The 25,173-nt window shown below is 67.4% G+C and carries 26 protein-coding genes and 1 tRNA gene; 15 read left to right on the top strand and 12 right to left on the bottom strand.

The window, feature by feature from the left end:
• Both Q0326_RS04365 and Q0326_RS04360 read left to right on the top strand, forming a co-directional pair.
• Complete coding sequence (locus Q0326_RS04365; protein ID WP_298687505.1) at nt 1-1,326, top strand: carbohydrate porin; 1,326 nt, start codon at nt 1-3, stop codon at nt 1,324-1,326.
• Nucleotides 1,327-1,431: 105 nt separating this feature from the next.
• On the top strand, nt 1,432-3,186 hold the full coding sequence (locus Q0326_RS04360; protein ID WP_298687503.1) for an aspartyl protease family protein: 1,755 nt from the start codon (nt 1,432-1,434) through the stop codon (nt 3,184-3,186).
• A 6-nt stretch (nt 3,187-3,192) separates the two neighbouring features.
• Here the strand turns inward: Q0326_RS04360 and Q0326_RS04355 are convergent, their stop codons facing one another.
• Both Q0326_RS04355 and Q0326_RS04350 read right to left on the bottom strand, forming a co-directional pair.
• Nucleotides 3,193-3,624, bottom strand: coding sequence for a hypothetical protein (locus tag Q0326_RS04355; RefSeq protein ID WP_298687501.1), 432 nt, complete (start codon nt 3,622-3,624; stop codon nt 3,193-3,195).
• Nucleotides 3,621-3,920, bottom strand: a complete 300-nt coding sequence (locus Q0326_RS04350; RefSeq protein WP_298687499.1) for a hypothetical protein — start codon at nt 3,918-3,920, stop codon at nt 3,621-3,623. Before Q0326_RS04350 ends, Q0326_RS04355 begins: the two co-directional genes overlap by 4 nt.
• Before the next feature lie 518 nt (nt 3,921-4,438).
• Here Q0326_RS04350 and Q0326_RS04345 point away from each other — a divergent pair.
• On the top strand, nt 4,439-4,822 hold the full coding sequence (locus tag Q0326_RS04345) for a DoxX family protein (protein ID WP_298687497.1): 384 nt from the start codon (nt 4,439-4,441) through the stop codon (nt 4,820-4,822).
• On the opposite strand, the gene Q0326_RS04340 is transcribed toward Q0326_RS04345, so the two are convergent.
• Nucleotides 4,823-5,320 carry a flavin reductase family protein gene (locus Q0326_RS04340; protein ID WP_298687495.1) on the bottom strand — a complete coding sequence of 166 codons (498 nt, stop codon included), beginning with the start codon at nt 5,318-5,320 and terminating at the stop codon, nt 4,823-4,825.
• 302 nt (nt 5,321-5,622) lie between these two features.
• Between Q0326_RS04340 and Q0326_RS04335 the strand changes: the two genes are divergently transcribed.
• From Q0326_RS04335 to Q0326_RS04320, 4 genes are all read left to right on the top strand, one after another.
• The gene (locus Q0326_RS04335; RefSeq protein ID WP_298687493.1) at nt 5,623-6,606 is read left to right on the top strand and encodes an MBL fold metallo-hydrolase; all 984 of its coding nucleotides are present in this window, start codon (nt 5,623-5,625) and stop codon (nt 6,604-6,606) included.
• A gap of 132 nt (nt 6,607-6,738) precedes the next feature.
• Nucleotides 6,739-7,596, top strand: coding sequence for an SMP-30/gluconolactonase/LRE family protein (locus Q0326_RS04330; RefSeq protein ID WP_298687491.1), 858 nt, complete (start codon nt 6,739-6,741; stop codon nt 7,594-7,596).
• Nucleotides 7,593-8,483: a 2-dehydro-3-deoxygalactonokinase gene (locus Q0326_RS04325; RefSeq protein WP_298687489.1), complete on the top strand. Its 891-nt coding sequence runs from the start codon at nt 7,593-7,595 to the stop codon at nt 8,481-8,483. Before Q0326_RS04330 ends, Q0326_RS04325 begins: the two co-directional genes overlap by 4 nt.
• The gene (locus Q0326_RS04320; RefSeq protein ID WP_298687487.1) at nt 8,480-9,103 is read left to right on the top strand and encodes a 2-dehydro-3-deoxy-6-phosphogalactonate aldolase; all 624 of its coding nucleotides are present in this window, start codon (nt 8,480-8,482) and stop codon (nt 9,101-9,103) included. The genes Q0326_RS04325 and Q0326_RS04320 overlap by 4 nt, the downstream gene beginning before the upstream one ends.
• A 10-nt stretch (nt 9,104-9,113) precedes the next feature.
• Here Q0326_RS04320 and Q0326_RS04315 read toward each other — a convergent pair whose 3' ends face one another.
• The 3 genes from Q0326_RS04315 to Q0326_RS04305 form a co-directional block, all read right to left on the bottom strand.
• Nucleotides 9,114-11,396: a TonB-dependent receptor gene (locus Q0326_RS04315; RefSeq protein WP_298687484.1), complete on the bottom strand. Its 2,283-nt coding sequence runs from the start codon at nt 11,394-11,396 to the stop codon at nt 9,114-9,116.
• A gap of 242 nt (nt 11,397-11,638) precedes the next feature.
• Nucleotides 11,639-12,169, bottom strand: a complete 531-nt coding sequence (locus tag Q0326_RS04310) for a cupin domain-containing protein (RefSeq protein WP_298687482.1) — start codon at nt 12,167-12,169, stop codon at nt 11,639-11,641.
• 165 nt (nt 12,170-12,334) lie between these two features.
• A complete protein-coding gene (locus Q0326_RS04305) occupies nt 12,335-12,691 on the bottom strand; it encodes a MarR family winged helix-turn-helix transcriptional regulator (protein WP_298687480.1) in 357 nt (118 codons plus the stop codon).
• A 183-nt stretch (nt 12,692-12,874) separates the two neighbouring features.
• On the opposite strand from Q0326_RS04305, the gene Q0326_RS04300 reads away from it, so the two are divergent.
• The 3 genes from Q0326_RS04300 to Q0326_RS04290 are packed head-to-tail and all read left to right on the top strand — an operon-like array spanning nt 12,875 to nt 17,026.
• On the top strand, nt 12,875-14,020 hold the full coding sequence (locus Q0326_RS04300; RefSeq protein ID WP_298687478.1) for an HlyD family secretion protein: 1,146 nt from the start codon (nt 12,875-12,877) through the stop codon (nt 14,018-14,020).
• Nucleotides 14,017-15,582, top strand: coding sequence for an MDR family MFS transporter (locus tag Q0326_RS04295; protein WP_298687475.1), 1,566 nt, complete (start codon nt 14,017-14,019; stop codon nt 15,580-15,582). Before Q0326_RS04300 ends, Q0326_RS04295 begins: the two co-directional genes overlap by 4 nt.
• A gap of 4 nt (nt 15,583-15,586) precedes the next feature.
• Entirely contained in the window at nt 15,587-17,026 is a 1,440-nt protein-coding gene (locus tag Q0326_RS04290) for an efflux transporter outer membrane subunit (protein ID WP_298687473.1), read from the top strand.
• A gap of 28 nt (nt 17,027-17,054) precedes the next feature.
• On the opposite strand, the gene epsC is transcribed toward Q0326_RS04290, so the two are convergent.
• Nucleotides 17,055-18,035 (bottom strand): serine O-acetyltransferase EpsC, encoded by a 981-nt coding sequence (gene epsC, locus Q0326_RS04285; protein WP_298687471.1) that lies wholly within the window; start codon nt 18,033-18,035, stop codon nt 17,055-17,057.
• 214 nt (nt 18,036-18,249) lie between these two features.
• On the opposite strand from epsC, the gene Q0326_RS04280 reads away from it, so the two are divergent.
• Nucleotides 18,250-18,528, top strand: coding sequence for a GlsB/YeaQ/YmgE family stress response membrane protein (locus tag Q0326_RS04280; protein WP_298687469.1), 279 nt, complete (start codon nt 18,250-18,252; stop codon nt 18,526-18,528).
• A 58-nt stretch (nt 18,529-18,586) separates the two neighbouring features.
• Here the strand turns inward: Q0326_RS04280 and Q0326_RS04275 are convergent, their stop codons facing one another.
• A complete protein-coding gene (locus tag Q0326_RS04275; protein WP_298687467.1) occupies nt 18,587-19,816 on the bottom strand; it encodes a cytochrome P450 in 1,230 nt (409 codons plus the stop codon).
• A gap of 31 nt (nt 19,817-19,847) precedes the next feature.
• On the bottom strand, nt 19,848-20,171 hold the full coding sequence (locus Q0326_RS04270; protein ID WP_298687465.1) for a 2Fe-2S iron-sulfur cluster-binding protein: 324 nt from the start codon (nt 20,169-20,171) through the stop codon (nt 19,848-19,850).
• A 106-nt stretch (nt 20,172-20,277) separates the two neighbouring features.
• Here Q0326_RS04270 and Q0326_RS04265 point away from each other — a divergent pair, with 106 nt between their 5' ends.
• The 3 genes from Q0326_RS04265 (at nt 20,278) to Q0326_RS04255 (ending at nt 22,922) form a co-directional block, all read left to right on the top strand.
• Nucleotides 20,278-20,949 (top strand): TetR/AcrR family transcriptional regulator, encoded by a 672-nt coding sequence (locus Q0326_RS04265; RefSeq protein WP_298687463.1) that lies wholly within the window; start codon nt 20,278-20,280, stop codon nt 20,947-20,949.
• A gap of 121 nt (nt 20,950-21,070) precedes the next feature.
• Complete coding sequence (locus Q0326_RS04260; RefSeq protein WP_298687461.1) at nt 21,071-21,895, top strand: class III extradiol ring-cleavage dioxygenase; 825 nt, start codon at nt 21,071-21,073, stop codon at nt 21,893-21,895.
• 31 nt (nt 21,896-21,926) lie between these two features.
• Nucleotides 21,927-22,922: a bile acid:sodium symporter family protein gene (locus Q0326_RS04255; RefSeq protein WP_298687459.1), complete on the top strand. Its 996-nt coding sequence runs from the start codon at nt 21,927-21,929 to the stop codon at nt 22,920-22,922.
• A gap of 10 nt (nt 22,923-22,932) precedes the next feature.
• Here the strand turns inward: Q0326_RS04255 and Q0326_RS04250 are convergent, their stop codons facing one another.
• Nucleotides 22,933-23,781 carry an NAD(P)-dependent oxidoreductase gene (locus tag Q0326_RS04250; RefSeq protein WP_298687457.1) on the bottom strand — a complete coding sequence of 283 codons (849 nt, stop codon included), beginning with the start codon at nt 23,779-23,781 and terminating at the stop codon, nt 22,933-22,935.
• Between the two features lie 127 nt (nt 23,782-23,908).
• On the opposite strand from Q0326_RS04250, the gene Q0326_RS04245 reads away from it, so the two are divergent.
• Entirely contained in the window at nt 23,909-24,136 is a 228-nt protein-coding gene (locus Q0326_RS04245) for a hypothetical protein (protein WP_298687455.1), read from the top strand.
• A 72-nt stretch (nt 24,137-24,208) separates the two neighbouring features.
• Here the strand turns inward: Q0326_RS04245 and Q0326_RS04240 are convergent, their stop codons facing one another.
• Nucleotides 24,209-24,688, bottom strand: coding sequence for a DUF4142 domain-containing protein (locus tag Q0326_RS04240; protein ID WP_298687453.1), 480 nt, complete (start codon nt 24,686-24,688; stop codon nt 24,209-24,211).
• Nucleotides 24,689-25,093: 405 nt separating this feature from the next.
• Nucleotides 25,094-25,167, bottom strand: a tRNA-Cys gene (locus Q0326_RS04235).
• Nucleotides 25,168-25,173 lie beyond the last annotated feature (6 nt).

The following is a 25,173-nucleotide window of genomic DNA, read 5'->3' as shown; positions in this document are numbered from 1 at the left end:
ATGCTTCGAGTCTCGCTTCTTGCGCTGGCGGCGTCTGCGGTGGCCACGATCGCACCGACGCGAGCCTCCGCCGACGATGCGCCTGCCAGGCCCGAGGACATCGCGGTCCACGGTCAGGCGACCTTCGTGCTGCAGGGAACACCGGGCTTCGCTTCGCCCTATAGCGGCGCCAACAGCCTGACGCCCGACCAGCGCAAGGAGACGATCGACGCGACGCTGTATGTCGGTGTGCGGCCCTGGGCCGGTGCCGAGATCTGGGCCGACCCCGAGATCGACCAGGGGTTCGGGTTGTCCAACACGCTGGGCGTCGCGGGATTCCCCAGCGCGGAAGCCTATAAGGTCGGCAAGAAGCACCCTTATTTCCGGCTCCAGCGTGCCTTCTTCCGGCAGACTGTCGATCTCGGCGGCGGCAGCGAGACGGTCGAGGCCGCCGCCAACCAGCTCGGCGGCACGCGCAGCGCGGACCGCCTCGTGCTGACGATCGGCAAATTCGGCGTCGGCGATGTGTTCGACACCAATAAATATGCGCACGATCCGCGCGGCGACTTCCTGAACTGGTCGCTCGTCGACGCCGGCAGCTTCGACTATGCCGCCGACGCCTGGGGCTATTCGACCGGGGTTGCCGCCGAATGGTATCAGGGGCCGTGGACGCTTCGCGTCGGCGCGTTCAACCTTTCGACCGTGCCCAATGGCGAAACGCTCGAGAAGGGCTTCGGCCAGTATCAGCTCGACGGCGAGATCGAGCATCGCCACCAGATTGCCGGCCGCGACGGCGCGGTGCGGGTCACGCTGTTCCGCAACCGCGGTCAGTTCGGTCGCTTCGACGATGCGCTGGCGCTTGCGGCGGCGACCGGTGCGACGCCCGATACCGCGCTCGTCCGCGAACGACGCACCCGGGTCGGCGCCAGCGTCAATATCGAGCAGGCGGTGTCCGACAGCGTCGGACTCTTCGCGCGCGCCGGCGTCGCGAACGGCCAGATCGAGCCCTATGACTTCACCGACATCGATCGCACCGCGCAGCTCGGCGTCGCGATCGACGGCAAGGGTTGGGGCCGCGCCGGAGACACGGTCGGGATCGCCGCGGTCGTCAACGGCATTTCAAAGGACCATGAGCGTTATCTCGATGCGGGCGGGCTCGGCGTGCTGGTCGGCGACGGCCGGCTGCCGCATCCCGGCGCCGAGGCGATCGGCGAGGCCTATTATGATTGGAAGGCGGTCAAGGGCGTCGAGATCAGCCTCGACTATCAGCTCGTCGCCAACCCCGGCTACAACCGGGACCGCGGTCCGGCCAACGTGTTCGCGGTGCGGCTGCACGGGCAGTTTTGATCGCGCCCTTCATCTGTTTCAGAATCGAAAAACGTGGCGCCGCCGCCGCCGTCCGCTCTAGCGTAGGGCGATAAGCCGGGGGCGGCGCGAGGGGGGACATTTGCCATGAAGACACTGCTTTCAGGGCTGGCCTGTGCGATCGCGCTTCTCTGCCCCGCCCCGCTGCTGGCCGCCTGCCAGATCGGGCAGATGCTCGAACTCAGGGTCACCATGGCTGGGATGCAGCCGCTGGTTTCCGCCACGATCAACGGCCACGAGGTCCAGTTCGTCGCCGACAGCGGCGCCTTCTATAGCTCGATCTCGCCGGGCAGCGCCGCCGAACTGGGTCTCGGTCTGGAGGCGATGTCACCGTCCTTCCGCACCCGCGGCATCGGCGGCGAGACCATCCCGTCGCTGACGACAGTCAAATCGCTCGTGCTCGCGGGCGTGACCATCCCGCACGTCCAGTTTCTGGTCGGCGGCAGCGAGGTCGGCGGCGTCGGTCTGCTCGGGCAGAATGTGCTGGGCATCGCCGATGTCGAATATGATCTCGAGCACGGCATGATCCGGCTGATGAGGGCAAAGGATTGCGCCGGCCATAATCTCGCCTACTGGTCGGGCGGCAGACCGGTGTCGATCGTCACGGTCGCGCCGCGCAACCCCGGCAACCCGCACACCATCGGGCCTGTTCAGGTCAATGGCATCAGCACCCGGGCGATCTTCGACACCGGCGCGGGCACCTCGATCCTGTCGCTCAGCGCTGCCGCCCGTGCGGGCATCACGCCGAGCAGCCCGGGGGTGAAGCCCGCCGGCTTTTCGCGCGGGCTCGGTCGTCACATCGTCCAGACCTGGATCGCGCCGATCGCCAGCCTCAAGATCGGCGATGAGGAGATCAGGAATATCCACATCCGCATCGGAGACATCGGGCTCGACGACGGCGACATGCTGATCGGCGCGGACTTCTTCCTGTCGCACCGCGTCTATGTCGCAAACGGCCTGCGCAAGCTGTTCTTCACCTATGACGGCGGCCCCGTTTTCAACATCACGCCGCAGCGTGTCGTGTCGTCCGACGGTACCGAAGAGACAGTGCCGGCCGATGCGACGGCAGCGCCCACCGACGCCGAGAGCTTCAGCCGCCGCGGCGCCGCCTTCGCATCGCGCAAGCAATATGACCAGGCGATCGCCGATTTTTCGCGCGCCTGTGACCTTGCGCCGACCGACGGCCGCTATGTCTATCAGCGGGCGATGGCGCGGTTCGCCGCGGGCCAGACCTTTCTGGCGCTCGCCGATCTCGATCGGACCATCGCGCTCGACCCCGGAAACGTCGACGCCCATCTCACCCGCGCGGCGCTGCGGATCGCGGTGCCCGACAAGGCCGAGGCGCGCGACGACATCGACGCCGCCGAGAAGCTCGTCGCGAAGCCGTCCGACAGGCGGCTCGAGATCGGCTCTCTCTACGATCGTGTCGATGCGTTCGACGCGGCGGTCGCGCAATATGATCTGTGGATCCAGGCGCATCCCGACGACAGTCGCCGCGGCGAGGCGCTCAACCAACGCTGCTGGGCGCGCGCGCAGGCGGGACGCGATCTCGACAAGGCGCTGTCCGATTGCAACGGCGCGCTGCATCTGCGCCCGCACACCGCGATGATCCTCGACAGCCGCGGGCTCGTCTATCTGCGGATGGGCGCGTTCGACAAGGCGATCGCCGACTATGATGCCGCGCTCGCGCTGACGCCGCGCCTGGCGTGGTCGCTCTACGGCCGCGGCCTCGCGGAAAGGCGCAAGGGGCTCGTCCCGCAGGGCGACGCCGACGTCGCCGCCGCGACGACGATCAATCCCACGCTGCCCGATCGGGCAAAGACGCTCGGCGTCGCGCCCTAGCTATCGCTACCCCGCATCCGCCAGGATCCATCGTTCGGCGTCGGCAAGCGTGTCGAACATCGCGCTGCGATCCGCGTCCAATATGCGGCGCGTCTGGATCCGATGCAGCGTGCCGTTGGCGACGACCGCGATGCGACGCGCCTTGATCGGCGGATCGCTCGCCAGCCGCGCAAAGGCTTCCGCGACCTCCCGCGTGTGGACCTGGCATTGCGAGGCGTCGATCAGTACGCGGTGCTCACCTTTCGGACAATCGAGCGTCTCGACGGCCGCTTGTTCCTCCCGGGCGAAGCGCTCGACCTCGGCCGGGGTGAAGAAGCCGATGAGCGTCGCGCGCACCAGCCGGTGCGGATGATCGACGCTGATCGTGAATTCGCAGTCGGGTGCGACACCGACCGGGGGCTGCTGCACGCGCAGGGCGGAGGCGGTCAGGCCGGTCATGCGGCCGTCGTGAGCCAGCGGAACGCTTCGTGTTCGTCGTCGAACAGGGCAATGTCGGGGCGCGCGGCGATCAGCCGGCGCGCCTGCATCCGCGACAGCGCGCTGTTCGAGACCAGCGCGACGCGACGTGGGCGATCCTTCGCGGCGACCAGCATCGCGACGAAGGCCGCGAACACCGGCTGCGACTGGATTGCGGCGTGCGTGACGTCGCAGAGCACCATATGCTCGCCCGGCGGACAGTCCAGCGCCCGGACCGCAGCTTCGGCATCACGGATGAAACCCGCGAGAACTGGCATGGTCCAGAACCCCGCAATGCCGCAGCGGATAAGCGCTGCGGCGACGGGGGCGACGGTATAGACCCCGTTCCTGTCCTCTGGCGGTCGCGATCCCGCCTGGAGCGCTGTTGCGCGACCGAACGCGCCTCGTGCGGCAGTCAGATGACCCATGACAAGCTTCCCATTCGCCTCCGGGATAGGAAGCCGGGCAAGCGTTAACAGCCGATAACTGGGGGGGTGCGGCCCTCATAGCTGAGACCATGGTCTAGAACAAAGTGCGCAAGAGCGGCGCTACGGCATGCCCGGCGCGATCGGCCCGCAAATCTCTTCGGCGCCACCGCCATGCGTCTTTGCGACGCGTCGGCCGTTCGACTGACGAGACGCCGCGAGCCTGTCACGGGCCCGCGCAACGATCCGAGACGGCGGTGCGCAACCGCATCGGGAAAGGTGACGAGATGACGACGACCCCCGACGCCGCAGAGGCCAGCCGGAAGGGGTACGGCCGTGGTTTTCTTCGGTCGCGGACGGCGTCCCGCTGCGTGCTTGCGATCGTCTATGCCTTTGTCGGCGTCGCGCACATCCGCTCGCCGGGCAGCTTCCTTGCGATCATCCCCGGTTGGGTGCCGTTCCCGCACCAGACGATCTTCGTCACCGGGCTCTGCGAGATCGCCGGTGCCGCCGCGCTGATGACGCAGCGGCTGCGTCGCCTGGCCGGGAGCATGCTCGCCGCCTATGCGGTGTGCGTCTATCCCGCCAACATCCGACACGCGCTCGAAGGGATCAGCATCGGCGGCCAGCGGCTCGGCTGGGGCTATCACGGTCCCCGGCTGGCCTTGCAGCCTGTGCTGGTCTGGTGGGCGCTGTTTGCGGGCGAAGTGACCCTCTGGCCGTTCCGCAGCTACGCCAAGCGCTCGTCGAACTGATTATCCCGCGCTCGCGAATGGCGAAAATTGCCCGTAGCCGCCCTGGAAGAACAGCAGGGGGCGATGCGGATGCTCGACGTCGAGCGCGTGCACCTGCCCGATCGCGATGAAATGATCGCCGGCTTCGTGCACGGCATAGAGGTCGCAGTCGATCCATGCGACGACGCCGGCCAGAATCGGGAGGCCCGCGTCCGACAGCCGATACGGCACCGCCTCGAACTTATTCTCGACCTTCGACGACAGCGCGCGGCAGACGTCCTGCTGGTGCTCGGCGAGCACGTTGACGCAGAAGCGGCCGGCCGCCTGGATCTTGGGCCAGGTCGACGACTTGCGATCGGGCAGGAAGGCGACCAGCGGCGGATCGAGCGACACCGAGGTGAACGAGCCGACGACCATGCCCATCGGGGCGCCGTCGACCATCGCCGTGACCGCGCAGACGCCGGTCGGATAATGTCCCAGAATCCTGCGAAACGCCGCGCTGTCCAATGCGATGCTCATTCTGTCACCCTTCCCGCCCGCGGCACGCGCGCCCTGTCGGCCTCCCTCTACATAATCCGCCACCGCGACATAATGGCAGATCGCTCGAAAACCGATGTGCGACCAGGATGATGCACCCGGCGTCTTGGCTCGTCCCAAAGCATGCGGGCCGACCGCCTTTCTTCGCGGCCCGCCGGTGAAGACGCTGACATCGCTGCGCGGGGACGGCGCGATCCTAGAGCGCAATCAGCGCCGTCCGAGTTCGCGCCTATCTTTGTCGCCTGCCCATCCCCATCTGGTCGCGGCAGCCACCGGGACCTCAGATGCCGCGCAACCGCTATTACCACGGCCCAATCAGCGACCATTTCGATGGCCTCCGCTTCCACAATCCAGGCCATCCCCCGACAGATCGCAGCCTGCGCGAGATGCTGCGCTGGAAGTTCGGCGAGACCACCGCGAAATGGCCGGCGCATATCCCGATCGTCCCGGCCGTGCCCGATGCCGATGTCGCGGGGCTCTGCGTCACGATGGTCGGCCACGCGACCGCGCTGGTCCAGGCGCCCGGCCTCAACATCCTGACCGACCCGCTATGGTCCGACCGGGCGAGCCCGGTGCGCTTCGCGGGGCCGAGGCGCGTCACCGCCCCCGGCATCGCGTTCGAGGATCTGCCGCGGATCGATGCGGTGCTGCTGTCGCACAACCATTATGATCATCTCGACGTCGCGACGCTCAGGCGGCTCCACGATCGCCACCGGCCGCTGATCGTCACGCCGCTCGGCAACGACGCCATCATACGCCGCCATATCGCGGATGCGCGGATCGCCGTCGGCGACTGGGGCGACACGGTCGCGCTGGCGGGCCATGCGCAGGTCGCTATCGTCCCGGCACACCATTGGTCAGCGCGCGGCCCGGGCGATCGCCGCATGGCGCTGTGGGGCGGCTTCATGCTGCAGACCCCGGCGGGCTCGGTCTATTTCGCGGGCGACACCGGCTATGGCGACGGCGCGATCTTCCGCGCGATGCGCGACCGCCATGGCGCGCCCGACATCGCGCTGATCCCGATCGGTGCCTATGCCCCGCGCTGGTTCATGGCCGCGCAGCACACCGATCCCGAGGAGGCGGTGCGGATCATGCTCGACCTCGACGCGCGCCACGCGATCGGGATCCATTGGGGCAGCCTGCAGCTGACCGACGAAGCGCGCGACGAGCCTGCGGACCGCCTACGCCTGTGCCTTGCCGAGCGCGGCATCGACGCCGCCCGCTTCATCGCGGCCGCGCCCGGCGATCGCTTTGTCTTGCCCGGCTAGCCTGTCGCGATCCAAAGCCGGCAGACGAGACGTCGGTCCATCGCCGCGACTCTGCCGCTCTTGCGGGCCGCCCTCAACTCGGTATGGGCCGACGCGGATCGACGTCGTCCCGCCAAGCAGTCGGAGAATGTGATGGAGTGTATCTGGCCGCTGGGCGCGACGCTGGGCGAAGGGCCGCTGTGGGATCCGATCGCGCAGGCGCTGTGGTTCGTCGACATCAAGCAGGGCCGCATCCATCGCTGCGCGGCGGACGGCAGCGATCGGCGCAGCATCGCGGTCGGCGGAATGCCGAGTTTCATTCTGCCGCGCGTCGGCGGCGGTTTCGTCGTCGGCAATGTCGGCGCGCTCCAGCATTTCGACGGCGAGCGCATCACCGGCGAGATCGACCGCGTCGCGATGCGCGCCGGCAACCGCTTCAACGATGCCACCACCGACATCCATGGCCGGCTCTGGTTCGGATCGATGGACAATGGCGAGGAGCATGTCACCGGCGCGGTCCACGTCCATGCCGACGGCGCGATCCACGTCGCCGGTGGTGAGAGCATGATCACCAACGGCCCGGCGGTGAGCGGCGACGGGCGATGGCTCTATCATGTCGACACGCCCGAGCGGACGATCTGGCGATTCGACGTCGGCGACAGCAACCGGCTCGACCAGGGCGAGGTGTTCGTCCGCATCGAGGCGGCGGCCGGCAATCCCGATGGCGTCACGATCGACAGCGAAGATCATGTCTGGGTCGGGTTGTGGGGCGGCTGGGCGGCGCGGCGCTATGCGCCCGACGGCCGGCTCGTGCAGGAGGTGCGCTTCCCCTGCGCCAACATCACCAAGCTCGCCTTCGGCGGACCGGACCGCAAGACCGCGTTCGCGACCACCGCGCGCGGCGACATGGATGAAGCGGCATTGGCCGAGCAACCGCTGGCTGGCGGTCTCTTCGCCTTCCCGGTCGAGGTGGCCGGCCAGGCCGTCACCCCTGCGATGCTCGACGCATGACGATCCTCGGCGACTGGGGAACGACCCGGCTGCGCCTGTTCCGCCTGGAGGACGGGGCGATCGTCGACCGGCTCGACGGGCCCGGCATCGGCCAGCTTGCCGCCTCACCCGCCGAGACGCTCGCCGCGACGCTGACGCCGTGGCGCGACGCGGCGCTCGCGGGTGTCCTGCTGTGCGGGATGGCGGGATCTCGCAACGGGCTGATCGAAGTGCCCTATGCGCCCTGCCCTGCCGACGTCGTCGGCTGGCGCGCACAGATCGCGACGACCGATGTCGACGGCATCGCGGTTTCGGTCGCGCCCGGTCTGTGCAGCGCCAATTTCGCCGGCCATGCCGACGTGATGCGCGGCGAGGAGACGCAGATCTTCGGCGCCACTGCGTTGGATCCGACGCTGGCCGAAGGGCGCGCGCTGCTGGTGCTGCCGGGCACCCACAGCAAATGGGCCGAACTCATCGACGGCCGCGTCACGCGCTTCCACACATTCCCAACCGGCGAGATGTTCGCGTTGCTGCGCGATCATTCGACGCTGACCCGCGCCGGGACCGATGCGACCGGCCGCGAGGAGGGCTTCGCGATCGGCCTGGCACGCGCCGGCACCGGCCTTCTGGCGGGGCTGTTCGAGGCGCGCGCCGCGCAGCTGCTCGAAGGCCGCAGTCTCGGCTGGGCTCTCGGCCTGCTGTCCGGACTGCTGATCGGGGGTGAATTCGCCGAGGCGCTGGCGCTCGTCGGCGAAAGGCCCGCGCGGATCGCGCTGATCGGCGACCCGGGTCTTGCCGCGCTCTATTCGCAGGCCGCCGCGCGGCAGGACCTCGCCATCTCGCATCTCGATGGCGACGCCTGCGCGATCGCCGGGCTCGGCCTGCTCGCATCACGGGAGATAGTATGACGATCGACGACATCCTGGCCGACGGCGCACCGCCGGTCGTGGCGATCCTCCGCGGCGTGACGCCGGACGCCGTTGTCGGCATCGGTGAGGCGCTTGTCGCGGCGGGGATCCGCCTGATCGAGGTGCCGCTCAACTCGCCCGACCCGATCGAGAGCATCCGCCGGCTGGTCGCGGCGATGGGGCCGCGCGCGCTGTGCGGCGCCGGCACGGTGCTCGCACCATCCGGGGTCGACGCCGTCGCCGAGGTCGGCGGCAAGCTGCTCGTCACCCCCAATGTCGACCCGGCGGTGATCGCGCATGGCGTCGCGCGCGGCATGGAGCCGATGCCCGGCTTCGCGACCCCGACCGAGGCCTTCGCTGCGGTCGCGGCCGGCGCACGGCGGCTCAAGCTGTTCCCGGCGGCCGGCTTCGGGACCAGCTATCTCAAGGCGATCCGCGAAGTGCTGCCGACGGGGACGCGGACCTGGGCGGTCGGTGGCACCGGTGCCCACAATATCGGCGAATGGCTGGCAGCCGGCGCCGAGGGCATCGGCGTCGGCGGCGGCCTCTACAAAGCCGGCGACGACGCCGCGACGGTGCGCCAGCGCGCCGACGCCTTGGTCGCGGCCTGGCGGAGCTGACCAGCCCGGCTCAGAACTTCACCCCGCCCTCGACGCCGACGGTGGCCGGCTGGTTCCACTGCGCGCCGATGCCGAAGGCGTTGAACTGCACCTGGGTCCGGTAGCGCGTGTCCGTGACATTGTCGCCGAACACGGCGAGCGTGAACCGTCGCGACACGTCCTCCCACTGCGCGCGCAGGGCGAGAGTCACGTAGCCCGGCTGGCGGAACTGGGTGCCCGACGGACTGAAATAGATCGCCGAGGTATAATAGAGATTGCCCGACAGCGAATATTCGCCCGACCGCGTCATACCCGTCGTGTAGCGCGCGTCGGCGTTGGCGGTGAAATCGGGCGTATGCTGCATGTGCGTGTCGTGCAGGATCGTATCGGTGTTGACATAGTCGAAGCTGCCGGGGCTGCACGAGCCGGCATATTTGGCGGACAGCGTCGCGCCGTTTGTCGGGCAGCTCGCATAGATCGGCGCGCCGGTGACGGTGCCGTCGGGCGCGGTCGTACCGAAAGTCTTGTAGCGCGCGTGGTTCCACGATCCGCCGACGTCGACCGAAATATGGTGGGTAAGGTCGTAATGCGCGGAGGCTTCCAGCCCGTAGATCTGTGACTTGGCGGCGTTGGTGATGTAGGCCAGCGCCTGCCCGAGATATTCCGAGACCTGCAGGTTCTTGTAGTTGTAATAATAGGCGGCCGTCTCGAACGAGAAGCCGTGGCCGGCATATTTATAGCCGACCTCGAACGCATCGACGCTCTCGGGCTTGATCGGATTGCAGACGAAGGCGGGCGGATCCTGGCAGGAGCCGCCAACGTCGACGATCGCCGCCTTATAGCCCTTGGTGTAGGAGGCGTAGACGCTGCTATGCTCGTCGGGCTTGAAGCGGATCACGGCGCGCGGCGTCGCCTTGTTACTGCGGATGCCGGGCACGAAGGTCTTGGCGGCGACGAACTGGGCGTTGTAATAGGCGTCCTTGACGATGTCGTGCGAGTAGCGGACGCCGCCGGTCAGAAAGAGCTTGTCGGTCAGCTGATAGGTCGCATCGACGAAGCCCGCGATGCTTTCCGTCGTCGTCCCCGAGCCGCCGAGCCGGATTCGCCCGATCGTATCGACATTATTGTCGATGAAGGTGATCCACTTGTCCTTGTTGTTGTAATAAAAGGCGCCGGCGGTCCACTGCAGGCGGGTGCCGGGCTTGGAGGTCAGCAGCAATTCCTGCGTGACGGTGGTGTCGATCACCGGCAGGCCGAGCTGGAAGATCGGCAGGCCGGTCTGGTCAAGATCCTCCGACTGATCCGAATTTTCGTGCTTATACTGGCTGTAGGAGGTCAGGTTGGCGAAGCCGAGATCGGCGCGGATGGTCAGCTGTCCGGCATTGCTGGTGACCCGGGTGTAGCGCGGCAGGTTGGCGGCAACCTGGTCCTTATCGGTGGTGTATAGGCCCGGCACCGTCTGCGTCTGGATGCCCCATGGCCGCCCGGTCGTCGGATCGATCGTCGTATCGGTGTTCGAATTGGTCAGCTGGCTCGACGGATCGTCCATCCGCGAATGGATGTAGCGCGCAAGGATCGAGACGTCGGGCGAGACCTGAATCTTCAGCCCGGTGCGGACCGTCCAATTCTCATAGGCGCCGACATGATGATCATTGTCGAGAATGTTGGTCTGGAAGCCGTCGCCCTTGGCATAGATCCCCTCGACGTCCATCGCGACGCCGTTGGCGATCCCGAAGGTGCCATAGCCCTGATAGCGTTGCGCACCGAAGCTGGCGTAGCTCGCCTTGGCATCGAAAGCGGCCTTCTCGCTGGGGTCGGCGCTCGAGATGAGGATCGCGCCGCCGGTGGTGTTGCGGCCGAACAGCGTGCCCTGCGGACCTTTCAGCACCTGGATGCTCGAGACGTTGAGCAGCTGAAAGTCGGCGGCGAGCGGATTGGGCGAATAGAAGCCGTCGACATAGATGCCGACATTGGCGCCGCCGCCCGAGGTGGTGATGCCCGTGCCGATGCCACGGATCGAGGGCTGGACGAACGCCGCCTGGCTGTCGAAGCGCACCGCGGTCGCAACCTTGCCGATGTCGGCGAGATTCTGAACGTTCGCGGTGGTGAGCTGCTGCGGACCAATCGCGGTGATCGAGATCGGCACGTCGACCTGACGTTCCGAGCGTCGCTGTGCGGTCACGACGATCTCGCCATTGCCCGCTTCGGTCGCGATCGGCGCCATCGCGGGGACGGCGCGCGCGGCGGTCGCATCGGGCGTCGTGCCCGGCGGTATGGTTTGCGCGACGACCGCCGACGGAAGCAGAATTGCCAATGTCGCGACCCCACACGCCAGCGCGCGCCGATCCAATCGAGCGATAGCCATCGTCGAACCCTCCCCTGTTGCCTTCATCCCCTCCGGTCTTCCGGATAGAGCCAGCATTTCTATGCATTAGATCGAGGATGACTTCATCTCACCGCGCCGAGAATCGCGGGTGCGATGTTGCGATCATGCGCCTACCTATGCTTGGTGTTCGCACGACTTGGCACCGTCGCGTCACCGGCTGGACGCGCCCTTCACTCGACCGGCAGCGACGATGGCCGTGGCTGATCCTGCCAGGCGCCGCGCTGATCCTCGACGGTCGCGAGCGCCTTGTCCCAAAACGCCGGATTATTGGCGAGCAGCTTGATGTTGAACGGGCCGCCGCTGCGAAATTCGAGCACTTCGACGCCGTCCGGCCCCGGTGTATAGGTATAGGGCGTCCCGCCAGGCAGCAGGAAGCCGTCGCCGGCGGCAAGCGCCTCGCGTCCCAGCCGCAACGACCCGGCGATGATGTAATAGAGGCAGTCGGTGTCGTGCGAGTGGCGCGGCAGCGGAAAACCGCTTTTGAACCAGACATAGGACAGGCTGTAGCCGCCGCCCGAAAACAGCAGCCGGTTCTCCGATCCCGCGCCGACGCCGGCCGCGCGCAGCCGCTCGCCGCCTGCGATCATCGTGGGCGTCGGCGGCTCGTAGCGCATGATCGGAATGCCCACTTCGGGGCGCGCGTCCTTCATGCGGAAGATCGTGAAGGCGGCGGTGTCGCCATCGCTGTCGGACGTCGTCATGCGCTGATCCTCTCGTCGGTCGCGACCCTTGCATCGGCCTGTCACCGTGCCGACTGTCGCGCTCGACCACCGACGCCGTCAAGCCGAGGCGTGCCGTATCGCCGGCGCGGTGCATGTAGCGACGGCCCCTCTCCGTCGGCGCCTACCGGCCCGAGTTAGCCAGCGTCAGCGCTCCAGTTCGGCAAGTCGCGCGTTGAGCTTGCCGATCAGTCGCACGATCTCGCCGCGCTCCTCATCGTCGAGCACCGAGAACACCTTCTCGAGATATTCCCGCTTCGAGCCTTCGGCCGCTTCGGCCGCCGCAGCGCCAGCCGGGGTCAGCGCAATGCGCTTGGCGCGGCGATCGTCGGGATCGGGGTGGCGACAGACCAGGCCGTCGCGCTCAAGCCCGTCGATCGCCTCGGTGACGGTGCGCGGCGCATAGCCGAAGCTCGACGCGATATCGATCGAGCGCGTCATCGTCGTGCGCGCGATGTGCATCAGCAGCCGCGACCGCGCGAAGGACGCGCCCTTCGCGGTCATGATCCGGTCCATCAGTCGATGCGAGCGGAGATAAAAATCGCGCAGCGCTTCTGCCGCGTGATCAACCCGCGCGGATAGCTTCGCATCGATATCTTGAGGGACCATAATAAGGGGCATTGCCATAATCCGGTTTAGTGTGCAACTGCGAAGGGGAAGCCGGCAGCGGCGCGTGGGATGGTACCGATGGACGACGTAGATTCGCAGCCGCAGATTGACGCGGCCCCCAAGAAAAAGGGGCTGTCCCCGCGCGTGAAGACCGGACTGCTGGTCGCGCTGGTCGTGATCGTCGTCGCGCTCGCGATCTGGTTCATCCATTATCAGACGCGCGGCAAATATTATGAGGGTACCAACGACGCCTACATCAAGGCGGATGCGGTGACGGTCAGCCCCAAGGTTTCGGGCTATGTCGAGCAGGTGTTCGTCGCCGACAACCAGGATGTGAAGGCCGGCCAGCCGCTGATCCGCATCGATGCCCGCGACTACAAGGCGCAGACCGCGCAGTATCAGGCGCAGATCGATGTCGCCGAGGCCAATGCCGACAATGTCCGCGCCGGCTTGCGCGAGCAGGAGGCGGCGATCCAGCAGGCGCGCGCGCAGTTGGCCGCCAACCGCGCCGACGCGCAGTTCGCCGCCGGCGAGGTCGCGCGCTACGCGCCGCTCGCCGAAAGCGGTGCCGAGACGCACGAGAAGCTGGTGACGCTGCGCAACCAGGCGACGCAGGCCGCCGGCACCGTCGCCACGCAGACCGCCGCGCTCGCCGAGGCCGAGCGCCGGGTCGGTTCGCTGCAAGCACAGGTCCGCCAGGCGCAGGCCCAAGGCGAGGCTGCGCGTGCGCAGCTGTCCGCCGCCGACGTCAATCTTGGCTCGACGACGATCAAGGCGTCGGTCGACGGCCGGATCGGCGACAAGAGCGTGCGCATCGGCCAGTTCGTCGCGCAGGGCACGCGGCTGATGTCGGTGGTGCCGATCAGCGCGCTCTACATCACGGCGAACTTCAAGGAGACGCAGCTCGGGCTGATGCGCGCCGGACAGCCCGCCTCGATCAAGGTCGATGCACTGCCGGGGATCGCGCTGCACGGCCATGTCGAGAGCGTCTCGCCGGGCACGGGCGCGCAATTCTCGCTGCTGCCGCCGCAGAATGCGACGGGCAATTTCACCAAGATCGTCCAGCGCGTGCCGGTGCGGATCGCGATCGACGCCGGCCCCGATGCGCGCCGCGTGCTGGTGCCCGGCCTGTCGGTCAACGTCACCGTCGACACCTTCGCCGCCAAGGGTGACCTCCAGCGCATCCGCGACCAGGAACAGGCGCGCGACCGGAACGCGCAGTGAGCAGCGAGCATCCCGAGGTGACGGCGCCCGAGCCACCACCCGAGAATGCCGACGCCGCGGCGTGGCTGGCGGTGGCGGCGGGGACGCTCGGCGCGCTGATGGCGATGCTCGACGTCTCGATCGTCAATTCGTCGCTGCCCAACATCCAGGGCGAGATCGGCGCCAGCGGCACCGAGGGCACCTGGATCTCGACCGCCTATCTGGTCGCCGAGATCATCATCATCCCGCTCTCGGGCTGGCTTGAGCGATTGCTCGGCTTGCGCACGCTGCTGCTGATCGCGGCGACCTGCTTCGTCGGCTTCTCGATGCTGTGCGGCTTCTCCGAGACGTTGCCGATGATGATCATCGGCCGCGTCGGCCAGGGCTTCACCGGCGGCGCGCTGATCCCGACCGCGATGACGATCATCGCCACCCGCCTTCCCCGCCACCAGCAGCCGATCGGCAGCGTCATGTTCGGCGCGACCGCGATCCTGGGCCCGATCTTCGGACCGGTGCTGGGCGGCTGGCTGACCGAGAATGTCAGCTGGCACTATGCCTTCTTCATCAACCTGCCGGTCGGCATCACGCTGATCACGCTGCTCGCGGTCGCGATGCCGCACAAGCGTCCGGATTTCGACGTCATCCGCCAGGCGGACTGGCTCGGCATCCTCGGCCTGATCATGGGGCTCGGCGGGCTCACCGTCGTGCTTGAGGAGGGGGAGCGCGAGCAATGGTTCGCCTCGTCGGACATCCGCATCATGGCGATCGTCTCGCTGGTCGGCTTCATCCTGCTGGCCATCGGCCAGGCCACCGCCGAGCGCCCGGTGATCCGGCTCAGCCTGCTCCGCGACCGGCATTTCGGCGCGGTGGTGGCGATGACGACGGTGATCGGCATGGTGATCTACGGCACCTCCTACGTCATCCCCCAATTCCTGTCGCAGATCGCCGACTATAATTCGCTGCAATCGGGGCAGATCGTGCTGCTCTCGGGCCTGCCGATGATGGCGATGGTGCCGTTCCTGCCGCGGCTGATGCGGCTGATCGATCTCCGCGCCGCGGTGATCTTCGGCATGGTCCTGCTGGCGATCAGCGCCTATCTCGAGACCGACCTCACCATCCTCTCGACCGGCAGCGCCTTTGCAGGGTCGCAGATCATGCGCGGCTTCGGCACGGTATTCTCGGCGATGTTCATGAACCAGGCGTCGATCCGCTCGGTACGGCCCGACCAGGCGAGCGACGCCTCGGGCCTCTACAACACCGCGCGCAACCTCGGCGGCAGCCTCGCGCTCGCCGGCGTCGCGGTGATCCAGGACCAGCGCGTCTGGCTGCACAGCCGCCGGATCGAGGAGACGCTGTCCGCCAATTCGGTCGACGTGCAGAGCTATATGGCGGGACAGGCGCACGCGCTTGGCGGCATGGACACGGCCTACCAGTCGCTTGGCGCCGCAATCCAGGCGCAGGCGCTGACGATGACCTATGCCGACCTGTTCTTCATCCTGTCGGTCGGCATCGTCTGCGTGACGCCGCTGGCGCTGCTGCTGCGACCGATCCCCAAAAACGCCAAGCCCGTGATGGCCCATTGATATGATGAACCGCCTCCCTATCGCCCTTTCGCTCGCCGGGCTGCTCGCCGGCTGCACCGTCGGCCCGAACTATTCGGGGCCCCCGGTCGCCGCCCCTCGCGCGGCCGCATCGCCGACGTTCGTCCGCGCCAGCGACGCGCCGGTCCTCGACCAGCCCCCGGTCGCGCGCTGGTGGGAGGCGCTCGGCGATCCCACGCTGTCCGCGATCGAAGCGCGGGCGCTGGCCGCGAACCCCGATCTGGCGGCGGCGCAGGCGCGCATCCGCCAGGCCCGCGCCGACCTGCGCCAGCAGAAGGCGAACCTGCTGCCCAACGGCAGTGCCACCGCGCTCTACGCGCATGCGCGCTTCCCGGGGCTCAATCTCGAACAGTCGGGCGACAACGGCCAGGGCGGCAACGGCGCGTCGAACATCGATCTCTACAATGTCGGCTTCGATGCGACCTGGGAGGTCGACCTGTTCGGCGGCCAGCACCGCGCGGTCGAGGCCGCGCGCGCCACCGCGCAGAAGGCCGAGGCCGATCTCGCCGACGCGCAGGTCAGTCTCACCGCCGAGGTCGCGCAGGCCTATGTCAACGTCCGCGACCGCCAGACCCGGATCGCACTCAACCAGCGCTCGATCGCGATGCAGGCGCAGATGCTGACGCTCACCGAGCAACGCTATCAGCGCGGTACCGCCTCGCGGCTCGACGTCGAGCGGCTCCGCAACCAGCTCGAGAGCACGCATGCCGATGTGACCCCGCTCAGCGCCGAACTCGAAGCCTATCTCGACGAGCTCGCGACGCTGACCGGCGACGAACCCGGCGCGCTCGATACGACGCTGGCGGGCGCGCATGCGCTGCCGCTGCCGCCGGCGCGGGTCGCGATCGGCGATCCGGCCGCGCTGCTGCAACGCCGCCCCGACATCCGCGCCGCCGAACGCACGCTCGCCGCCGACACCGCCAGGATCGGCCAGGCGCAGGCGGCGCGCTTCCCCAAGCTGTCGTTCATGGGGATCGTCGGCATCGGCGGCACGGGCGCGTCCGATCTGACCAAGCTCGACGACTTCACCGCGCTGATCGCCCCACAATTGTCCTGGAATTTCCTCGATTTCGGCCGAAACGCCGCCAAGGTTCACCAGGCCGAGGCGGTGCGTGACGAAGCCCAGGCCAAATATCGCTCGGCGGTACTCGCCGCCTTGCGCGACGCGGAGGATTCGCTGTCGCGCTTCCGCTATCGCCGCATCACCGTCGCGGCCCTGGCGCGCGGCAAGGCCGCTGCCGACGAGGCGGCGACGCTGTCGCGGCAACGCTATGCGGCGGGCACCACGACGCTGATCGACCTGCTCGACACCGAACGCCGACAGATCAACGCCGAGCAGGATCTGTCGGTCGCCGAGGCCGGGCTGACAGGTGATTTCGTCGCGATCCAAAAGGCGCTCGGGCTGGGGTGGAACGCCGCGGGCTGACCGGCCGGCTTGTCGCCATAGACACGCCTCAGATCACCGCCGCCTCGGGATTGACGTGACCGCTCGGCAGTCGCGCGGTGCCCGCGACCTCGCGTTCGGCATAGGCTTGGTGGATCACGCTGCCCGCTGGCACGCTTTCGGTCAGCCAGACATTGCCGCCGATGATCGCCCCCTGACCGATCGTCACGCGGCCGAGGACGGTGGCGCCCGAATAGATGACGACATCGTCCTCGATGATCGGATGCCGCGCGAGCCCCTTGGTGAGCGCACCGCTATCGTCCGACGGGAAGCTGCGCGCGCCGAGCGTCACCGCCTGATACAGCCGGACGCGATCGCCGATGATCGCGGTCTCGCCGATCACCACGCCGCTGCCATGATCGATGAAGAAACTGCCGCCGATCGTGGCACCGGGATGGATGTCGATCCCGGTTTCGCCATGCGCGATCTCGGCGATGATCCGCGCGACCAGCGGCGCGCCCAACGCATAGAGCTGGTGCGCGAGCCGATGATGGATGATCGCGAGCACACCCGGATAGCAGAGCAGCACCTCGTCGACGCTGCGCGCCGCGGGGTCGCCCGCATAGGCGGCCTCGACGTCGCGATCGAGCAGCCGGCGCAACCCCGGAAGCGCGCGGGCAAAGCCGCCGATGATCCGGGCGGCATGGCGTTCGAGCGCGTCCGATCCCTCGTCCGGCCGCGAATAGCCGAGTTCCAACCGGATTTGGCCATAGAGACGGCTCAATGCGGTCTGCAGCGCCTCGGCGACGAACGCCTCCTCATTATGCGCGCGCACGAAGCTCGGGCCCAGCCGCAGCGGGAAGAGCGCGCCGCATAGCGCGGCGATGATCTTCTCGAGCCGCAGCCGCGACGGGAAGCCAACATCGCCATGTTCGCTGTGGCTGCGATGCGCGGCGCGCCAATCGTCACGCGCGTATCGAAGCTCCTGAGCCAGTTGGTCGATATCCCAATATTGGCCGTCGACCAGCGGGATGTCGTCATCCTCGATCATTGCGCCTCCGATGCGGGTTCGCGTTCATGGGCAGATTTATACGGCAATTCCGATGGCCGCCCGACTTGCCGTTCGCCTCGACACTCCCGTCCCGCGCGCGGGAATGCACGGGAGTTTTGCTTTACCCCGCGCAAGCCGAACTCAGATAGATGACGGAGGCGGAACGTCCTGCCGCCTCGAGGCTTGATGCCGCAGACCCCCTGTGGAGAGCGCCATGCACACGACCCTCGGCAGCGACAACCTGTTGATCGCCTTTCTCATTTGGATCGTCGTCGGTGCGATCATCGGCTGGCTTGCGGGGCTGCTCGTCGCGGGCGGCGGCTTCGGCTTCGTGCTCGACGCGCTGATCGGCATCCTCGGTTCGGTCGTCGCGGGCTGGCTGTTCCCGCATCTCGGCATCTCGATCGGCGGCGGGCTGATCGGATCGATCCTGGCATCGGTGGTCGGCGCGGTGATCGTGATCGTCGTGATCCGCGTATTGCGACGCCTATGAGCTGATCAGCCGGGGCGGGACGAGACCGCGAGCGCGTCCCGCCCCGGCGTCACCGCGGTCATGTCCAGGTCAGCGGCACGGCCTTGGGTCCGACCACCCCGCCCGGCCAATAGCTGATCGGTGCCTCCCGACCGAGGGTGAAGTCCGGGATGCGGCGCAGGAACTGCTCGATGCAGACCTTGATCTCGAGCCGTGCGAGATGGGCGCCCATGCAGCTGTGTACGCCGCCGGCAAAGGCGAGCGTCGGCTTGCGGGGCCGGTGGAAGTCGACCTCTTGCGGGTTGGGAAACACATCCGGATCGTAATTGGCGGACGGCAGCACCGCGGTGACCCGGTCGCCCTTCTTCATCTGGACGCCGCGCAATTCGACATCCTGGATCAGCGTGCGGCCCGAGAAGGTAACCGTGAAGACGCGGAGCAATTCCTCGACGACATTGCCGATATTGTCGGGCTCCGCGGCGATCTCACGGCGGCGATCGGGGTTTTCGGCGAGCCAGACGAAGATGTTGTTGAGCGTCGCGAACACCGTGTCGAGCCCGGCAATGAAGAGGAAGAAGACGAAGCCGAAGACCTCCTTGGCCGACATCTCCTCGCCCCCGGGCCGGCCGTGGACGATCGCGCTGACCGCGCCGCCATCGGGATTGGCGCGCTTCTCCTGGATCACCGTCTCGAGATAGGCGGTCACCTCCGCCATCGTGCGGACCGCGAGATCGCGGTCCTGCGCGTGGAGCAACCCCATCGCCCACCGCACGAATTCGTCCATCATGCTGCGCGGCAGACCCATGATGTCGAGGAACACGCCGACCGGCAACGGACGCCCGAAATCCTTGGCGAATTCGCATTTGCCGGTGTCGACGAAGCGGTCGATCAGCTCGTTGGCGAGCCGGCGGATCGAGACTTCGAGCGTGCCGATCGTCTTGGGCGACACCAGCGGATCGACGATCGCGCGATATTTGCGATGCTCGGGCGGCTCGATCTCGAGCGGGATGATGCGCCAATAATCGTCGGGATCGCGGGGGAACGGGCCGGCACCGAAGGTCGTGAAATATTCCGGATGGCGCAGCATGAAGAAGGCGTCGTCATATTTGAGCAGCTGCCACGACGCATGGCTATGCTCGCTCGGGCTGAAGAAGACGGGCGGCGCCTTGCCGTGCAGTTCGGCCATGAATTTGTGCGGGGCGGCGAGGAACTCGGCGCTCTCGGTGATGCCCGCATAATAGACCAGTTCGGGCGGGACGTGCGACGGAATCTGCCGCCCCGGCGGGACGGTCGCGGCTGTGGTGGCCATGGTCTTCTCTCCCGGTCCGACGATCATGCGATCAATATTGCGCGCCGGGCAGATGCACGACGAGGCCGTCGAGCGCGGCGTCGACGACAATCTGACAGCTGAGCCGGCTTCCGGCTTTGCGTTCGGCGACGACCGCGTCGAGCATCTCAAGCTCGGTCTGCGACGGCGGGGCGACACGGGCGATCCAGGCTTCGTCGACATAGCAATGGCAGGTCGCGCAGGCGAGCCCGCCGCCGCATTCCGCCGCAATGCCGTCGACCATGTTGGTCACCGCGCCCAGCATGACGCTGTCGCCTTCGGGCACGACGACGTCGTGCCGCGCAACGCCGAATTCGACATAGGTGACCCTTGCCATAGCGCATCCTCATATCGTTGGAGAACTGCGTTCCCGGATGGGCACATAGCATCGCCGCCGCTATGGTGGAAGAACATTGTTCTCGAAGGGGGAGCGGATGGGTGCGTTGATCGAAGCGACAGTCTCGGCGGAGTCCAGCACCGCGCCGGCGTCACCACTGGACGAACGGACGCTTCAGATCATCGACGCCGGCTATGCGCTGCTCGGCCAGTCCGGGCTCGAAGGACTGACGATCCGCGCGGTGCTGATGCGGACCGGGCTCGCCCGCCGCGCCTTTTACGAGCGGTTCACGGGTAAGGATGATCTGCTGCTCGCCGTGTTCGAACACACGATCCGCGCGGCGGCCGATCATTATGACCGCGCCGTGCAACAGATCGACAGCCCGCTCGAGCGGTTGAAGCTCGTCGTCGAGTCGATCGCGCTCGGCAACGGCGGCCAGGCCGATGGCCCGTCGAACCTGCCCATTCGTCGGGGTGCAGCGCTCAGCCGCGAGCATCTTCGCCTCGCGGACACCCGTCCCGACGCGTTGCAGGCAGCATTGGCGCCCCTGCTCGCCGTCATCGCACGGCTGCTGGCGGAAGGCATGGCCGCGGGCATGATCCGCCCCTGCGTACCACAGCGTCTGGCGCCCTTGATCTACAACCTCGTCGCCACCACGATGCACACCGATTTCCTGTCGCATAGTGCCGAACGCGCGGACCGGGGCCACCGCGAACGCCTGGCAACCGACATCTGGGATTTCTGCCTGTCCGGCGTGCTGGCGCACGGGGCGCGCTAGCGTCGGACTGCCGTCGCATTTTCGAAACCAGAGCGGCGAAGTTCGCAACTCGCCCGCGCGAGACAAACAGCAGCCCCGCGCCTATGGAGCGGCCCTGGGACGATCGGAGACATACCGCAGCATGACCACGCCCGCCGCCGCGCCGACAATGCCGACTGTCTTCATTCCACATGGCGGCGGCCCCTGCTTCTTCATGGACTGGACGCTGATGGGCGGACCGGCCGACGCCTGGGACAAGACCGAAGCGTGGCTGCGCGGGATGGTCGCGACCCTGCCCGAACGCCCCAAGGGGATCGTCGTGATTTCGGGCCATTGGGAGGCGCGCGCGTTCACCGCCGCGACCGCCGAACGGCCTGGCATGATCTTCGACTATTCGGGCTTCCCGCCGCACACCTACGAGCTCAGCTACCCGGCTCCGGGTGATCCGACGTTGGCGGCGCGCGTTGTCTCGCTGCTTCGCGATGCGGGGCTGCCCGCGGCGCTCGATCCCGCCCGCGGCTTCGATCACGGCGTGTTCGTGCCGTTCCTGCTGCTCGATCCCGCGGCGACGATCCCGGTCGTGCCGCTGTCGCTCCAAGCCGACCTCGATCCTGCGCAGCACCTCGCCGCCGGACGGGCGCTCGCGCCGTTGCGCGACGAGGGCATCCTGATCGTCGGTTCGGGCATGAGCTATCACAATATGCGCGGCTATCGGACCCCCGCGGCGGTCGCCGCCTCGGCGACGTTCGATGCCTGGCTGACACAGGCGGTCGAGTCCGATCCCGATGTCCGCGCCGAGGCACTGATCCACTGGGCCGAAGCCCCCGCCGCCCGCGCCGCGCACCCCCGCGAAGAGCATCTGCTGCCGTTGATGGTCGCCGCGGGAGCCGGCTATGACGCGACCGGCGCGCGGCCATTCACCGACACCGTGATGATGGCGGACATCTCGGCGTTTCGCGTCGGGTGAACCGCTCGGCCTAAAGCTACAGGATATCGTGATGAGTCGCTTGCGTACGCTGTTCGATCCGTTCGTCGTCATGCTGCTGACGACGGTCGCCGTCGCCTCGATCGTGCCGCCGCGCGGCGCGTTTGCCGGCTTTTTCTCGGGTCTGGCCAATGCGGCGATCGTGCTGCTGTTCTTCCTGCACGGCGCCAAGCTGTCGCGCGAGGCGATCGTCGCCGGCGCGAGCAACTTGCGGTTGCACGCGGCGGTGTTCGCGGCGACCTTCCTGCTGTTCCCGCTGCTCGGCTATGGCGTGTCGCATCTTCCCTTTCTCACGCCGGCGCTGGCGATGGGGATGCTGTTCCTCACCCTGCTACCCTCGACCGTCCAATCCTCGATCGCTTTCACCGCGATCGCGCGGGGCAATGTCGCCGCCGCGGTGTGCAGCGCGTCCTTTTCCAATCTTGTCGGGATCGTCGTGACGCCGATGCTGGTCGCGCTGACGATGCGGATCAGCGGCAGCGCCGCTCTGTCCTGGCACAGCGTCGAATCGATCGCGCTCCAGTTGCTACTGCCCTTCGCGCTCGGTCATTTCCTGCGCCCGGTGATCGGCGGGGTCGTCGCGCGGCATAAGCCGCTGACGACGATCGTCGACCGCGGCTCGATCCTGCTCGTCGTCTATTCCGCATTCGGCGAGGCCGTGGTGCAGGGCCTGTGGCACCGGCTGTCGCCGGCATCGCTGGCGCTGGTGGTCGCGGCTTGCGCCGCGATCCTGGCGGCTATCCTCGTCGTCACCTGGATCGCCGGCCGCCTGTTGCGCTTCGATCGCGCGGACGCGATCGTACTGCTGTTCTGCGGGTCCAAGAAGAGTCTCGCCTCGGGCGTGCCGATGGCGGGGATCCTGTTCGCGCCGGCGCAGGCGGGGATGGTCATCCTGCCGCTGATGATTTTCCATCAGCTGCAATTGTTCGCCTGCGCGCTGATCGCACGGCATTATGCCGAACAACCGGTCGCGCCCGCCGTGGGCAGCCGCCCGGTCGCGCAGACCTGACCGACGCCGCTTAGAGATCCCCGATCGTGAGGCCGGCCATCGCCGACCAGTCGCGGTCGCCATGGCCGGCGTCGACGGTTTCGCGCATCCGGGAGTGGACCGCATCGAGCATCGGCAGCGCTGCGCCCGCGGCCGATGCGGCTTCCCGCGCGAGCCGCAAATCCTTGAGGCCCAGCGTCGCCCTGAAGCCCGGCTCATATTGCTGCCCGGCGATATTGGCGGAATAGACCTGATAGGCGCGGCTGCCGAACAGCGTGCCGAGGATGAGTTCGAAGAAATCGCCGCGCGGAAGGCCATTGGCCTCGGTCAGCACCACCGCCTCGGCCATCGCCTCGATCGCCATCGTGATCATCATGTTGCAGGCGACCTTGGCGGCGTTGGCGCGCGGCGGCTCGGCGCCCATCGCCCACACCTTGAGACCGACAACCTCAAGCAGCGGCCGGACCCGGTCGATCGCCTCTGCGGGGCCGCCCGCCAGGATGTGGAGCTCGCCCTTGGCGGCGACATCGGGCCGGCCGAGCACGGGCGCCGCGACATAGGTCACACCGGCCGCGGCGTGGGCTGCGACCAATTCGTGCGAAAAGGCGACCGAGATCGTCGAGGAGACGATATGGACGACGCCATGTGCCGCTTTGTCGAGCAGTCCGGGCGCGACGATCACATCCTGGATCGCGGCGTCGTCGGAGAGCATGGTAAACACCGCTTCGGCGTCGAACGCCATTCCCGGATCTGCGACCGCGGTGACACCTTCGACAGCGATGCCGGAGCGATTCCAGGCCACCACCTCATGGCCCGCATCGACCAGGTTGCGTGCCATCGCGGTGCCCATCGCACCAAGCCCGACAAATCCTACGCGCATATAATCCCTCCATATTCCGATGCGACAACGGGACCGCGTTTTGCGTCCAGATCGAGACGATGAGATTGGCGCGGATCGACGATCGGTCTAGGGCGTGCTGACATCCCGTTGACCGAGCTTATCCGTCGTGACCCATTCCGCTGACAGCTACCGACTCTATCGCATGAACGCTTTGACCGGCGCGATCGTCGACTTCGAGGATTTCGCCGCCTGGTCCGATGACGAGGCGATCGCCACCGCGCTCCCGCAGGCGGGGAGTCGACGCATCGAGCTATGGTGCGGCCCACGCAAGATATTGGCGGTGAGCGGCCGCGGCGGCCCCGGCGAGTTGTCGTTCGGCCCGACCGGAGGCTGAGCGCCGCCCGATCGCGGCCGGCACCATGTCGGGCCACCGAAGGTGACCCGACCGTAGCGGCGTGGCGTGCGATCAGAGATTGGCGAGCATCGCCTCATGCTTTTCGACGACCGGCGCGATCTTACCCGCCGTCATCTTGAGGTGGCGCGCCGAGCCGTTCGCCGAATAGTCCTGCATCAGCGCCAGCGCGTCGGCATGCGCCGCCTTCTGCTGCTTGACGTAAAGGTCGTCCTTGGTCTTGCCGGCCGGCACCGCCTTCAACGCGGTCAAGTCGGTGCGCTGGCCGATCGTCAGCGAGGGTTTGCCGACATGGACGCCGTCGCCCTTGGCCGCCGCGGTCACCATTTTGGTGCTCTTGCTGTGATCGGTGATCATCTGCACCGCGAACGCCTTGATCGACGGATTCTTGGAAGTCACCATCAGTCGCGCGGAATCGATCTCGAACGTGTCCGAAGCGCCGGCCTTCTCGACGAATTCGGCGGGCTTGGGCGTGTCGGCAACGGCGGCGGTGCCCATCGTCAGGGCGGCAACGCCGATCAAAAGCAGCTTCATCTCTCATCTCCCGTAGCAGTCGAGACTAGGAACGCGCGATACCGACACCGTAGCGCCGGGTCGCATCTTCCGGTCTGCACGAGGAACGCCGAAGCCTGACGAAAGATGCGCCGGCGCCGCACCACGCCCGTCTTCCACAAAGATTATTCGGTAGCGTCATGCAACCTTCACAGAGGCGAGGCATTGAGCAGTCAGGACCCGGGCGCCCCCTCGCTCGGCTATCCTCCCCGAACTTGGCCCCGTCGGCTTGCCGACGGGGTTTCTTTTTGGGCTTCGATGCTGGGGATGTCCCGCACGGGCCGGGCAACACCGCAGAAGCGGTCGCGCACCGGCGGTGAGCGTCGCGCTGCGCAGGTCGCGGCCTATCACGGCCCGCCGACTCGTGGCGCATCGTCGTAAAGGAAGTGGAGGCCCGAGCCGGAATCGAACCGGCGTGCAAGGATTTGCAGTCCTCTGCGTAACCACTCCGCCATCGGGCCGGAGCG

Origin of the sequence: uncultured Sphingomonas sp., assembly GCF_937859915.1 — a bacterium.
GTDB lineage: Bacteria > Pseudomonadota > Alphaproteobacteria > Sphingomonadales > Sphingomonadaceae > Solisphingomonas.
The sequence above is the reverse complement of the archived record's forward strand: the minus strand, read 5'-3'. Positions and strand labels throughout refer to the sequence as shown.